Source organism: Aquirufa sp. 5-AUSEE-100C1, from assembly GCF_054558655.1.
On sequence record NZ_JBPXKO010000003.1, the window covers coordinates 209,873 to 222,108 of the forward strand.

A 12,236-nucleotide genomic window follows, 5' to 3' on the forward strand; every position below is an offset into this window, starting at 1 on the left:
TTAAGGGTTACAGTAATCACAATACATGGGGTCCTCTTTTTCGGGAGAACCAACTTTTTTACGCGGCTCCTCAAACAGACAGTGTGAGCATGTATAAATTTCTGCGCGAATTCCGCGCGTTTCATGGTCACAAATCGCACACGGCAATCCACGAATGATATCGCTGATTCGAAAACCAGGCGCATCGCATTGAGGGCAGCTTGTGTTGATTTGCTCGATTATTTGATCCGTCAAACGGGCGATGACATCCATGCGCGTTGGGTTATGCATCGCACGCATGTCGGTCTCTACTTGGCAAATTGAATAACGTTGTAAAAAATCTTCCACGGTCTCCTCCAGCAAGGTGTTTGATTGAATTCCTTTCACACAATGACTCGCATCAGACGCTGATTTTTTGACAATTAAGGCATGGCTGGGGAATTTAGCGGGCTCGAGGATATCCGTCAGTTCTTCCACCGAACGGATGGTCCACGTGTTATAATTGGTCGTTGTCTCGAGGGTCTTCACGACAAACTCCCAATCATTTTTCCGGTCCTGCATCAACAGAATTTCTTCGTGGGCAGCTACAAAGGGATAGATGGGATGTGGTCCAAAGGACGCCTCGGACGCAATGGCCAAATTACAACCCGTTAAATCTATGGCTTTCTGACACTTCGCGCGTGCGGCATCGATGGGGGAAAGTAGTCGGTCAACTTCCCCGGAAAAAGTTCCGAGCGCATCGGTATCTAAATTGGGGGCTGATGAAACCTTTAGGTTAAAAGCCTTCGAGAGGCGAGGGCCAATCACGCTTTCTTTGGCATGTTGGCTCGCCACCACCAAGGTTCTTCCCTGAAAAAACTGCATACTATCCATGGACGATCAACAAATACAGGGGCATACCGATGGTAATATTAAACGGGAAGGTGACACCCAGGGCCATGGGAATATAGATTCCTGGGTCCGCTTTGGGAGCTACCAAACGCATGGCAGCAGGAACTGCAATGTAGGAGGCACTGGCAGCAAGGACCGCAAACACGAAACGGTTTGCCTCGTTACCCGTGATGTATTGGCTGAAATAGGCCGTGAGCACACCATTGATGAGTGGAATGAGCATTCCAAAACCAATTAAAAATAGGCCTTGTTTTCGAAAGGCGGAGAAGCGACTGGCGGCTACCATCCCCATGTCTAATAAATAGATGGCAAGAAATCCTTTAAAGATATCGGAGGTGAAGTGTTTTATACCCTCAGATTGATGGGAGTCAGAGATAAAGCCGATCAACAAGCTTCCGAAAATCATCAACACACTACCATTTGTTAGGGAGTGTTTTAGCGCGGAACGCCAGGGTGCTTTTTCGGATTTGATCGGGGAACGATCCGGAAACATATTCATTAAAATAACTCCCATGATGATGGCCGGAAATTCCATGGATGCCATCACGGCGACCATTTCGCCGCCTACTTGCAATTTATTCATTTCCAACAAAGCCGCGGCGGTAACAAAGGTAACTGCACTCACAGAACCATAAGAGGACGCAATGGCACCGGCATCGAAGGAATTAAGCTTCGTTTTTAAGATAAAAAATGAATAGATCGGAATGAGCGTGGCTAAAAAGAGCCCAAATAACAAATGCGCAATAACCTCCATGGTAATACCCGTTACTGCCAATTCTGAACCTCCATTAAATCCAATGGAAAAGAGCAAATAGAGTGCAATAAAGCTTTTTGAGGCGGAAGGAATTTCGAGGTCACTTTTGATGATTTTAGCAACGACCCCGAGAAGAAAAAATAAGAGGGTGGGATTTTTAAGATTAAATATAAGTAATTCGAAATTTGACATAAATGCAGGTTAATTGGGTTCTTGAAGGCACTTGATTAGGCTTAAACTCACGAAGATTAAAAGGCTAATCCCAAGTTTATCCAAAATGGGATCTTCCACTTGCAGGAAGGCTATTATGCCGAGAAATAAGGCCAAAAAGTGAAGCGTAATTTGAATTTTTCGCTTGGTTAAATGCATCAAGGTATATTTTTTACAAAGTAAGGTGCCTCGATTAAATAATTTTTATTTAAGTTTATTATACAATACATCATGATTATTTATGAATTATACCCTAAATCAGTTACAGATCTATTTAAAGGTGGTGCAAACGTTGAGCATCACAAAGGCGGCGGAAGAGTTAAACCTCACGCAGCCAGCGGTTTCGATACAGGTGAAAAACTTCCAGGCTCAATTCGAAATTCCCTTAATTGAGATCATCGGAAAAAAGATTTATGTGACCGATTTTGGGTTGGAAATCGCCAAGTCGGCCGAAAGCATCATCGATCAGGTCTATGCCATCAACTACAAAACGATGGCTTTCAAAGATCAGCTCTTGGGTCGTTTGAAGATTTCAGTTGTTTCGACAGGTAAATATGTAATGCCTTATTTCTTAACGGGATTCTTGAAATCGAATCCGGGTGTGGAAATCAGTATTGAAGTGACGAATCGTGAAAAAGTGATTCATAGTTTGGAGAATAATGAAGTAGATTTCAGTTTAATTTCTACCAATTTAGAGAGCCCGAGTTTTGAATACATTGACATTTTAGAGAACCAATTATACTTAGTTGGCAATGTTCAAACAGCCGCCTTGAACCCCACTTTTTCTCCTCAGGCCTTTACCAAAGAGTTGCCGTTAATATTCCGAGAAAACGGTTCCGGAACCCGAAAAATTATGGAGGGATTCTTAAAGAAGAAGGGTATTCAAACCTTGAAAAAAATTGAATTGATGTCGAACGAAGCTGTTAAGCAAGCCATCATGGCGGGCTTAGGTTATTCGATTATGCCGATGTATGGGATCAAAAATGAAATAAAAAATGGCCAGTTGGCCATCATCCCTTACGATGGTTTACCCATTAAATCCTCTTGGAAGCTCGTTTGGCATAAAGAGAAAAGCCCCTCCCCGGTGGCCAAGGCTTTCCTAAATTATGTCATGGAAGAAAAGGATGCCATTAGACAAAAACACTTTGAATAAATAAAGCCAGGCAAATTAGCCTGGCTTTAATGTACAACCCTTTTTCATTAATTAAATTACTCAAACGTAACCTGTCTGTTCATTGTTAACGTCACAAACTTAAACAGGCAAAATCATTAAAAAAAATTAATTTCGTTATGATAATTATAAACGAAATTTATATTTCTAGGCGCTCACACGTAAGGTAGTACCTGTAATTTCAATCGATAATCTACTCAACCCTTTCGGTGCAGGACCCTGCAATCGATCGCCTGCGGAATTAAATGTAGAGCCATGCGCCGCACATAAAAAGGATGATGTGGTTGCGTTGTATTCCACGGTCGCTCCTGCATGTGGGCAGACCGATGAAAAGGCCACAAAACTAGCTGCTGTATTTCCTGTAGCTATACGAATGACGATAAAACCACTTTTCGCCACGAAGGTATTGACGGATTTTAATTCTGAATCCAAATTAATGGTAAAGCCCGAAGATGTCCCAGGGTTGTTTACCATACTGGGAGCGCCATTATCATCTTTGGAACATGCGCTCGCCAAACAAGCGAAACAAGCCATGGAAATAGGTCCTGCTAGGGTAGATAAAAATTCGCCACGTTTCATAAGCATCTGATTTATAGTGAAGTGCAGATGCTAAACTCGATTTAATCGAAAAAGTTTACGTTAGCGTGAAAAAAGATATTCATGTCGTTTAATCCAAGTCGATGATCCTTCAAAAAGCACATCCTTGATAAGCTGGTATTTATTCGGCGAGATGTGATAAGTCAGTCGAATTCGAGCCGGTTTATGATCATTCCCATCCTGGCCTTGTCGCTCGGTTACCAAGGTAAAATCTCCAGACGCACGTTGTTGGAAAGAAACGATTTGGCCATCCCCAAATTGTTGGTTTGTGATGTATAGCGTATCTGAACTATTTGCATGCGGTTCCTTCGGGTATTCGAAACGGCGAATGTAGCCCGATTGATCCTTTGTCTGACGAATGATCAGATTAGCGGCCATCGAAAAAGGCTTTCCTGAACTGTAATCTAAATAGGTTAAGGTACCTTTCCAATTCCCCACACTGGATGCGAGGGTTTTCGAGTCGGGCAACGAACTTTGTGCGTTTGATAAATTTGCCGTCAACAGCAAAACAATCAGGAGTATGCTTGGTTTCATAGCTGAAATTTAAACTAATCATGGAACACTGGCAACAGAATAACGATTCCCTCGAAAAAACTTTTGTGCTAGATAGCTTCGAAGATGTCATGCGCTTCATGGTATTGGCCACTCCGTTTATCAGCGAAAAAAATCATCACCCCATTTGGACGAATACCTACAATCAGTTGCATGTCAAACTTACGACGCACGATGCCGGAAATCAGGTGACTGAAAAAGACTGGGAATTAGCTCGGTTCTTGGACACCCTATACGAAACATTCGCCGCGGAGCTACTGGCGCGTTGAGAACAATTGAATCGTGTAATCCAAGAGCGATACATCGCCCACCTGACCATGGCCAGGTACAACCCACTTTAGTTTTGGGTAGGCGTTTTTAACTTGCTCCACCGTGGCCGACCATTCTCCGACAAGCGCATCGCCTAAATACCCTTTGGTCGCATCCAATTCCTTAATCAGGCAGCCTCCAAAGAGCACTTGTTCTTTGTCAAAATACCCAACCACGTTATCTTGCGTATGCCCCGGCCCGAAATAGCGAACAGCAACTTGGCCCTTCCCGAAGGCCAAATTGGTTTGTTGGCCAAAGCCCTGCTTCGGAACCACAACCTTATTCAGTTCAGCCAATTCAATCGTTTTTTGATTCGCGACTGACTGAATTCCTTGGTCATGAAAGGCCTGCAGGCCCCCTAGGCAGTCGTTGTGAAAATGTGTCGGGATGATGTATTTTACCTTCGCATGCAGGGTATTTTGTATCCAATCAATTAATGTTTTCGAACCCGCATCATCTGTGGGCGTATCATAAATGACCACTTCCGATCCGCTGCGAACGACCAGACCGTTGCAAGGGACTTTCCCAAAATCATTAGTTTGAAGAAAAGAGGTGTGAACGAAGGTATTTTCGGTCAACTGGGTAATGATGACGTTGGTTAAATCCCAGGATTTTTCTTGGGCCCAAAGCGATGAAAACACAAGCCAAAACCCAAAACTTAATAACAATTTTTTCATGCTTAAAGCTAGCAAATATTCGAAAGATTGCCGTAGTTTTGGGCCATAAATCACAATACCGTGTCCTTTCAAGCCTACCTCGACAACATACAGGCAAAGACCGGAAAAGGTCCGGAAGATTTTAAAGCCATGGCCGAAGAAAAAGGCTTTGTTAAAGAGGGTGCCCCTTGTGTAAAAGCCACCGAAATAACCCATTGGCTAAAGGATGAATTCGATTTAGGACATGGACATGCCATGGCTATTTTCGCCTTATTAAAAGGAAAAACAAACGAATGAAAACAATCGCTAAAATACTCGGAGGCTTCTTAGCCCTAATCTTCATTTTATTGTTTATTGTATGTGAACGAGATCGGCCGCTGGAGGAATTGATTCCCTTGTATGCCAACAAAGACTCCAAGTTCATGCCGATTTTAGGCATGAAAGTACATTACCGCGATGAAGGAATTCAGTCGGATTCGACACCTTTGATTTTATTGCACGGCATGTCTTCGTCCTTGAATACTTGGGACAGCGTAGTGATTGGTTTGAAAGATAAAAAGCGGGTAATTAGCTTGGATTTGCCGGGCTTTGGCCTGACGGGTCCCTCGCCGGAGAATGCCTACAATTTTGATTATTATTCGAAATTCATCGATTCCTTTACGACGCGATTAAAGATCAAGCGCTTTATATTGGTGGGTAATTCGATGGGGGGTGCGATCTCTTGGAACTATGCCTTGCATAACCCACAAGGTCTTGCCAAAATGGTCCTCGTTGATGCAGCTGGATATCCGAAAAAAGGAGAGAGTGGATCTTTAGGTTTCACAATTGCCTCGACGCCCGTTATCAATAATCTATTGTTGTACGCTACACCAAAATTCTTGGTTCGTAAAAGTTTGGAGACCGTTTATTATGATCAGGCTCGGGTGACGGATGAGCAAGTAGAACGCTTTCACGATTTTGCAATTCGGGAGGGAAACCGCGCGGCAGCTTTGCTGATATTTAAAGGTTCTTTCCAGGGAAATTCGAAGCGATTCTTAAATTCCAACATTGCTCGGATCAAGGATATTAAAACACCGACTCTCATTCTATGGGGCGACAAGGATAACCTCATCAGCGTGGATAACGTCGCACAATTTCAGCGCGATATTCAAGGAAGCCAAACCGAAATTTATAAGAATGTGGGCCACGTTCCGATGGAAGAGGTGCCAGGTAAAGTAGCGGCTTCGATTGCGGGATTTGTGAAATAAATGCGTTTAGTCGTAGTGAAAGCGACATTTGGCAATTTGAATTTCCTCATCGACAACCCGATAGATAAGCCGATGCTCTTCATCAATTCTTTGCGACCAAAATCCAGCATATTGATATTTTAATGCCTCTGGCTTGCCAATACCTGCGTAAGGATTACGGGTAATATCCTTGATTAGCTCATTGATACGCTTTAATTTCTGCTTATCAATTTTCTGCCAATAGAGATAATCCTCCCATGAATGAGACGTGAAAACAATTTTCATTCGACTACGAGTTTTTTCTCAAGTTTTTTCCCGGCCTTTAATTCTTGTATTGATTCATCTAATCGCTGTTGATTTTTGCGAGATGATAACTCATGCTGTGTATTTAGGAGTGAATTATATTCCTCAAGCGACATGATGACAACACCTGAGTCTTTTCCGCGATTGATAATTAAGGTATCAAAACTCTTAGTAATTCGATCAAGGTACGATTTAATATCCTTCCTGAAATCCGATAAAGTAGTCGTTAACATGTTGTACAATTTTATGTACAAATATATGTATTTAAAATTAATAGCTCAATAATTTACAACCACTTTTTCCGCTTAAACCAGAGATAAATAAAGGCACTAATTCCTACCATGGAAAGCCAAACCCCTAGGTAGCCATAAGGGCTTTTTAATTCGGGCATGTGCTCAAAATTCATGCCGTAAATTCCCACTATAAAGGTCAGCGGCATGAAGAAGACCGAGAAAATGGTCAAGACCTTAATGACGTCATTTGTTTTTTGGGCGGAGATGGAAAGGTAAAAATTTACCAAGTTTGAGACATCTTCGTGGATTTGGTCGTAGATATTCATCAACTTGACATGCAAGTCTCGATCGTCTTGAATGACGGTTAAATCGCCGGAATTCAACTTCAATGAACTCACCGCTTCTTGACTAAATAGCAAGAGTTTTTTGCTGATTAAGGCCTTTCGTTTCATTTGGTATAAATCCGAAAGCATGTGCGGGGTTACTTCTTGAGAAAATACTTTATTCTCAAAGACATCCATCTCATTGGAAAGGTAAACGGCTTGTATCTCATAGGAATGCAAGATGTGCCAAAGTAATTTGGCCACAATAAGTTCTTCCTCTAAATAAATTCCCGTTTCGAAATATTTCTCACGAACATCAGGGATAAAATCATGATGCTTGCGATGGATAGTCACCAACAGCCCTTTGCGATAAAAAAAGGCAATCTTCGTCGAGATGCTTTGTATCGAAATCGTTTGCTTGGGCAAGGGCTGGCTTAAAGCGCGTGTGATGATGAAATGCGTGCCATCCATGTCTTCATGTTTCGGCAAATGATCCGGCTGCAAACAAGCTAAAATCGCATAGGGGTTCAAGGCATAGTTTTTACTCAACTCCTCCAATTCTTCTTTGGTAGGAGCAGAAACATCCACCCAGGTGATTTGCTGGTTTGGCGAGACATGAACGTGTATTCCCATTGTTTTGATTTATTTATTGTCTTTTCAATTATACAAAGAAAGAAGTTAAATTGCAGCATACACTTTTTCATATGCGACTAATTCTGGTATTTTCAATCGTAAGTTTCTTATTCAGTAGCTGTGGCGTATTAAAACAACTACCCAAAAATGAACTTACCAATGGAAATTTTACTTACATCAATACTCAAAAACGTAAAGCCGTTTATATAGAAAATCACGCTGATACCCTGATTGGGTTTAGCGAGCAAAAAGCGATTTTCCATATTCCTCTTACAAATACAAAAGACGAATCATATTTGTTACATAAAGCAAGCTTTGATATTGACGTTTTAACTATTCCCGTCAAGTTTCGTGGCGGCCAACAAAATATCCCGAACCAATTAATAAGTGAAATTAATGCTTCGCTATACCTTGGTTTACGAAATGATTTATTTAAAATAAACTACCCAATAAAACCCAGTGGTACAAGAAACCGATCAATTGAACATGTTGGGTTCTCTTTGGGAGGACTAATCGGAATCGGAAATTCGGTCATAAACGCAGATGTAACAAATTCCGCAATTATTAATGAATACCAAGGTATCCTAATGACCAAAGGAATTGCCGGCATCATCGCTATCAATAACTTCACGGTGGGGGTAGCCTATGGCTGGGATCACTTACTTGATTCGAATCAAAACAATTGGATTTACCATCAAAAACCTTGGATTGGCTTAAGTTTTGGCTTGAATTTAAATTAATCTATTTTTAACCAAAGAAAGCTCACCCTATTGACCTCAATTTTTACCGTTTAATAAGTGAAAAGGAAATATTTGAAAAAATATTCTATATTCGCACGAAGTGTTCTAATTCCAACCTAACCCATGCTCCTAAACGTTTCCCTTTTAGGGTTTATTTTTGCGGGGATTATCTTAATTTTTTCATCTTACAAGAAAAGTATGAATGCCTTTTTGGCTGGATACTTGCTGTTTGCAAATTTATTTTCGCTGATTTATTACATCATTTTCGAACATGAAAATGCCACGTTAGCTGCTTTTTTTGCTATCAATTTTACTCCCTTTTATTTTCTAACACTACCATTCCTTCATTTATACCTAATTAGTCACCGTAAGGATTATCGATTTAAGGGCCGCTACCTTTTATTCTTTATGCCATTTTTGGCTATTTTAGTTAATGTTTTTCCCTACCTAATTACTCCATTTTCCGAAAAATTAATAATTGGTAGATCCATATTGGAAAATGCAGAAGCCTTATATCAAGCAAAACTCCTTTTTCTTCCCTATTACTATCAATCCTTATTCAGACCCATCTTTAACTTATTATTCATCCTTTACTCGGTCAGTGTTTATCTCAATGAACGACATGAATTAGAATTCCAAAAAGCCAAGTTCAATGAACGAAATTTTATGGTCATGGTCCTGGCCATCGCAACCTTGCTAAACAGCCTCTCGTTCATTTTTATCTTGAATAAATTACTCGTACAAAGTTTTGATATAAACCTATTTACAAGTATCTCTTTCAAAACAGTCAATAATTTCTTCCATTATTTATCCGCTGCTCAAAATCTACTTCTACTCTTTTTCCCTCAAATTCTATTTCGGGAACAAGTAACGGTTGAAAAGCCTACCAAAAAAGTAAATGAAGAAGGCCGAACAGAAGATTCCATTATCTCTCGAGAGCGGCTGCTGGAAATCGATCAAATTATCCGCGCATATATTGAAGATTCTCGTTTTTTAGAGAAGGGGTTTACGGTGACTAAAATCACACAAGAGACTGGAATTCCCGCGCACCAAATTTCACTATACTACAAAGACTTTCTGCATACTAATTTCAATGACTGGAAAAATAAATTGAGAATCGAATATACCGTTTCGGAGGTTAAATCGGGTCGATGGTCAAAATATACCATCGAAACCATCGCCACCAAATCTGGATTTTCTTCCCGTTCGAATTTCAATAAAGCATTTATCGCTTGCATGAATCAAACACCGTCAGAATTCCTGAAAGAATTAAAGGGCTGACCAACTAAGCAAAATGGCCAACAAGGCTTTCCCATTCAGCCTCCAAGGATATGGATGGCCTGTTTTTCTTTGCTCGGGCATACCAATAATCCGCATTCCAGAGATCCCCTTCCTTGCGATGCAAATAGGCATGCACCCAAGCCGCATCCGAACCTCCTAATTGGTCGACCTGGTCGTGCGCCTTTTCCCAATCCCCTTTCGCATCAAACCACAGGCTTTTTAAAATTGCAGAAAAATGAGCCGGAGGGGCGTCAGCCAACAAAGAATCCATAAATAATTGTTTGCTATCCATAGTTTTAACGTAAGATTTTTTCGATGGGTTTTCCTTTGGCTAATTCGTCGACCAGCTTATCCAAATAGCGCACTTTTTTAGTCAATGGATCTTCTATTTCTTCAATCCGATAGCCACAAATAAGCCCTTTGATTAAAGGCGCATTCGGATGCAAAGAGGCCCGCTCAAAAAACGTACTGAACAAGGCCTGTTCTTCGATTAGTTTGTTAAGGTCGTCTGCATTAAATCCGGTCAATCACTTGATCACTTCATGAAGTTCAACAACGGTTCGACCCTTTCTTTCAATCTTATTTACATAATGCGGATAAACCGATGCAAAACTTAACTTCGCCATTTTTTCGATATGTGCAGGAGTCTCTTTCATGCCGTTAGGAATGAAGGGTTTGACCAAAAGTTAATAGATTGTTGTCGGGGTCCAACAACGAAAACTCCTTTTGTCCCCAAGGCTTTACTTGCAATGGACCGTTCGGATGAATAGGTAAATTTTGATGGATTAGGCTTTGGTAAAAATCGTCGATATTCGATGTACGAATATATACTTGTCCATAATTTTCCTTTGGATTTAATGCCTTAAATTCAAAGAAATGAATCTCAATCTGATCCTTCTGTAAAAGAATATAATCGCCGTAATCGTTCAACTCCTTAAACCCAAGATGATTAATGTAAAAATCCTGTGTCTCACTTTTATTGCGCATGGGTAGTTTCGGAACAATGTCAGCTAACATAAAGTTAATAGTTGAGTTAAGGAATAGAAATCACATACAAACTAATGAAGAAACTACACTATTTGCTAATCATCGCGTGCCTAATGTTATCGGCATGTGCTGCATTACCCTTCCAAAAACTGCATTCAACAACGTTCATCAAGGCACATGATACTTTCATTTTGGGCAATAATGAACATAGGAAATTTGGGGTAAAGTTGAAAAATATTTCAAATTCACCGATTACCGTTTGGCAAGCACCCATCAGCGGCGGAAAACATTCACCCCTTGGCGTTGGCCCAAATCAAATGATACAAATACGCGTCGAACAAAATACCGCATTGAAAATTGAAAATAATACCGATAAGGAAGTAAGTGTTGAGCTTGTCGTAAAAGGCGACATAGGCCTGTCGATGGGTTATCAAAATTAGTTCGATAAACTCATCATAAATTACTAAATTTCAAGGAGCTAACTTGAAACCTATGAACACCCGTCGGGAATTTTTAAAACAAAGCACCGGGCTTTTGGCCCTTTCTGCTTTTGATTTTTCAAAGACCAAAAAACCGCTGCTGTCTTTTTCGACACTCGGTTGTCCTGCTTGGGATTTTACACAAGTCCTCCAACGTGCCCAAGCAAATCACTACGCAGGGATTGAAATCCGGGGAGTCAAAGGGGATTTGGATCTGCCCAATAATCCCATTTTTTTGGCGACGAATATGGGGGCGACTCGCCGACAAGTCGCTGACGCCGGATTGAAGATTGTGAATTTGGGGTCATCGGCAAACATGCATTTTCTCGATCCAACGAAGCGCCAAAACAACCTCGATGAGGCGAAAAAATACATTGAACTCGCGAGCCAATTGGGCTGTCCATTTATCCGGGTCTTTCCGAATGACTTACCTAAAGATCAACCTGAAAACGAGACGGTGGATGCCATCATTCGCGCCCTTCAAGAATTAGGGGATTTCGCCAAAAACACGGGAGTGAAAGTGCTGCTGGAATCCCATGGAAAGGTCATCAAAAGCGATATGCTTTTACACATCATGGAGGAAACGAATCACAAGAACATTGGGCTTGTTTGGGACTTCTTTAATATGTGGTCGGTCACCCAAGAACCTCCAGCCCAGGTTTACCAAGTCCTAAAAAAATACATTCTGCATACCCACATCAAAGACGCTATCCTTAGCGGAAGCGGTGAAAAATATACCCTCTTGGGACAAGGAAACGCTCCCGTCCAAGAGGCCTTGCATGCTTTAAAAACCGGAGGCTATTCGGGCTATTACAGTTTTGAATGGGAGAAACATTGGCATCCGGAAATTGAAGATCCGGAAATTGCCATTCCGCATTATGCCAAAAACTTTTCAAACTTCTGGGTTTAACC

18 protein-coding genes and 1 pseudogene are annotated in these 12,236 nt (G+C 41.1%); 8 read left to right on the forward strand and 11 right to left on the reverse strand.

What is annotated here, in order from left to right; all coding sequences use genetic code 11:
* Positions 1-843, reverse strand: coding sequence for a DUF6671 family protein (locus tag ACMH5P_RS07915; RefSeq protein WP_459493811.1), 843 nt, complete (start codon positions 841-843; stop codon positions 1-3).
* Position 844: 1 nt separating this feature from the next.
* Positions 845-1,816, reverse strand: coding sequence for a sodium-dependent bicarbonate transport family permease (locus ACMH5P_RS07920; RefSeq protein WP_459493812.1), 972 nt, complete (start codon positions 1,814-1,816; stop codon positions 845-847).
* A 259-nt stretch (positions 1,817-2,075) separates the two neighbouring features.
* Here ACMH5P_RS07920 and ACMH5P_RS07925 point away from each other — a divergent pair, with 259 nt between their 5' ends.
* Entirely contained in the window at positions 2,076-2,987 is a 912-nt protein-coding gene (locus ACMH5P_RS07925) for a LysR family transcriptional regulator (protein ID WP_459493813.1), read from the forward strand.
* Between the two features lie 165 nt (positions 2,988-3,152).
* On the opposite strand, the gene ACMH5P_RS07930 is transcribed toward ACMH5P_RS07925, so the two are convergent.
* Positions 3,153-3,584, reverse strand: a complete 432-nt coding sequence (locus tag ACMH5P_RS07930) for a QcrA and Rieske domain-containing protein (protein WP_459493815.1) — start codon at positions 3,582-3,584, stop codon at positions 3,153-3,155.
* A gap of 60 nt (positions 3,585-3,644) precedes the next feature.
* Positions 3,645-4,136: a hypothetical protein gene (locus ACMH5P_RS07935; RefSeq protein ID WP_459493817.1), complete on the reverse strand. Its 492-nt coding sequence runs from the start codon at positions 4,134-4,136 to the stop codon at positions 3,645-3,647.
* Between the two features lie 20 nt (positions 4,137-4,156).
* Between ACMH5P_RS07935 and ACMH5P_RS07940 the strand changes: the two genes are divergently transcribed.
* On the forward strand, positions 4,157-4,423 hold the full coding sequence (locus tag ACMH5P_RS07940; protein WP_459493818.1) for a 4a-hydroxytetrahydrobiopterin dehydratase: 267 nt from the start codon (positions 4,157-4,159) through the stop codon (positions 4,421-4,423).
* Here ACMH5P_RS07940 and bla read toward each other — a convergent pair.
* Complete coding sequence (bla, locus tag ACMH5P_RS07945; protein WP_459493819.1) at positions 4,409-5,140, reverse strand: subclass B1 metallo-beta-lactamase; 732 nt, start codon at positions 5,138-5,140, stop codon at positions 4,409-4,411. The genes ACMH5P_RS07940 and bla overlap by 15 nt on opposite strands.
* A gap of 60 nt (positions 5,141-5,200) precedes the next feature.
* On the opposite strand from bla, the gene ACMH5P_RS07950 reads away from it, so the two are divergent.
* Complete coding sequence (locus ACMH5P_RS07950; protein ID WP_459493820.1) at positions 5,201-5,416, forward strand: DUF4287 domain-containing protein; 216 nt, start codon at positions 5,201-5,203, stop codon at positions 5,414-5,416.
* Complete coding sequence (locus tag ACMH5P_RS07955) at positions 5,413-6,366, forward strand: alpha/beta fold hydrolase (RefSeq protein WP_459493821.1); 954 nt, start codon at positions 5,413-5,415, stop codon at positions 6,364-6,366. The genes ACMH5P_RS07950 and ACMH5P_RS07955 overlap by 4 nt, the downstream gene beginning before the upstream one ends.
* Before the next feature lie 6 nt (positions 6,367-6,372).
* Here ACMH5P_RS07955 and ACMH5P_RS07960 read toward each other — a convergent pair whose 3' ends face one another.
* From ACMH5P_RS07960 to ACMH5P_RS07970, 3 genes are read right to left on the reverse strand one after another with little or no spacing between them, the layout of a single operon-like run.
* On the reverse strand, positions 6,373-6,630 hold the full coding sequence (locus ACMH5P_RS07960) for a Txe/YoeB family addiction module toxin (RefSeq protein WP_459493822.1): 258 nt from the start codon (positions 6,628-6,630) through the stop codon (positions 6,373-6,375).
* On the reverse strand, positions 6,627-6,881 hold the full coding sequence (locus tag ACMH5P_RS07965; RefSeq protein ID WP_459493823.1) for a type II toxin-antitoxin system Phd/YefM family antitoxin: 255 nt from the start codon (positions 6,879-6,881) through the stop codon (positions 6,627-6,629). Before ACMH5P_RS07965 ends, ACMH5P_RS07960 begins: the two co-directional genes overlap by 4 nt.
* Before the next feature lie 53 nt (positions 6,882-6,934).
* On the reverse strand, positions 6,935-7,837 hold the full coding sequence (locus ACMH5P_RS07970) for a magnesium transporter CorA family protein (protein WP_459493824.1): 903 nt from the start codon (positions 7,835-7,837) through the stop codon (positions 6,935-6,937).
* 71 nt (positions 7,838-7,908) lie between these two features.
* Between ACMH5P_RS07970 and ACMH5P_RS07975 the strand changes: the two genes are divergently transcribed.
* Both ACMH5P_RS07975 and ACMH5P_RS07980 read left to right on the forward strand, forming a co-directional pair.
* A complete protein-coding gene (locus ACMH5P_RS07975) occupies positions 7,909-8,577 on the forward strand; it encodes a hypothetical protein (RefSeq protein WP_459493825.1) in 669 nt (222 codons plus the stop codon).
* A gap of 123 nt (positions 8,578-8,700) precedes the next feature.
* Entirely contained in the window at positions 8,701-9,858 is a 1,158-nt protein-coding gene (locus tag ACMH5P_RS07980) for a helix-turn-helix domain-containing protein (RefSeq protein WP_459493826.1), read from the forward strand.
* A 4-nt stretch (positions 9,859-9,862) separates the two neighbouring features.
* On the opposite strand, the gene ACMH5P_RS07985 is transcribed toward ACMH5P_RS07980, so the two are convergent.
* From ACMH5P_RS07985 to ACMH5P_RS07995, 3 genes and pseudogenes are all read right to left on the reverse strand, one after another.
* Complete coding sequence (locus tag ACMH5P_RS07985) at positions 9,863-10,150, reverse strand: hypothetical protein (protein ID WP_459493827.1); 288 nt, start codon at positions 10,148-10,150, stop codon at positions 9,863-9,865.
* Between the two features lie 4 nt (positions 10,151-10,154).
* Positions 10,155-10,514, reverse strand: a pseudogene (locus ACMH5P_RS07990) (DUF2200 domain-containing protein).
* 4 nt (positions 10,515-10,518) lie between these two features.
* Positions 10,519-10,875: a bleomycin resistance protein gene (locus tag ACMH5P_RS07995; protein ID WP_459493828.1), complete on the reverse strand. Its 357-nt coding sequence runs from the start codon at positions 10,873-10,875 to the stop codon at positions 10,519-10,521.
* Positions 10,876-10,919: 44 nt separating this feature from the next.
* On the opposite strand from ACMH5P_RS07995, the gene ACMH5P_RS08000 reads away from it, so the two are divergent.
* Both ACMH5P_RS08000 and ACMH5P_RS08005 read left to right on the forward strand, forming a co-directional pair.
* Entirely contained in the window at positions 10,920-11,285 is a 366-nt protein-coding gene (locus ACMH5P_RS08000; protein ID WP_459493829.1) for a putative periplasmic lipoprotein, read from the forward strand.
* Positions 11,286-11,337: 52 nt separating this feature from the next.
* The gene (locus ACMH5P_RS08005) at positions 11,338-12,234 is read left to right on the forward strand and encodes a sugar phosphate isomerase/epimerase family protein (RefSeq protein ID WP_459493830.1); all 897 of its coding nucleotides are present in this window, start codon (positions 11,338-11,340) and stop codon (positions 12,232-12,234) included.
* Positions 12,235-12,236 lie beyond the last annotated feature (2 nt).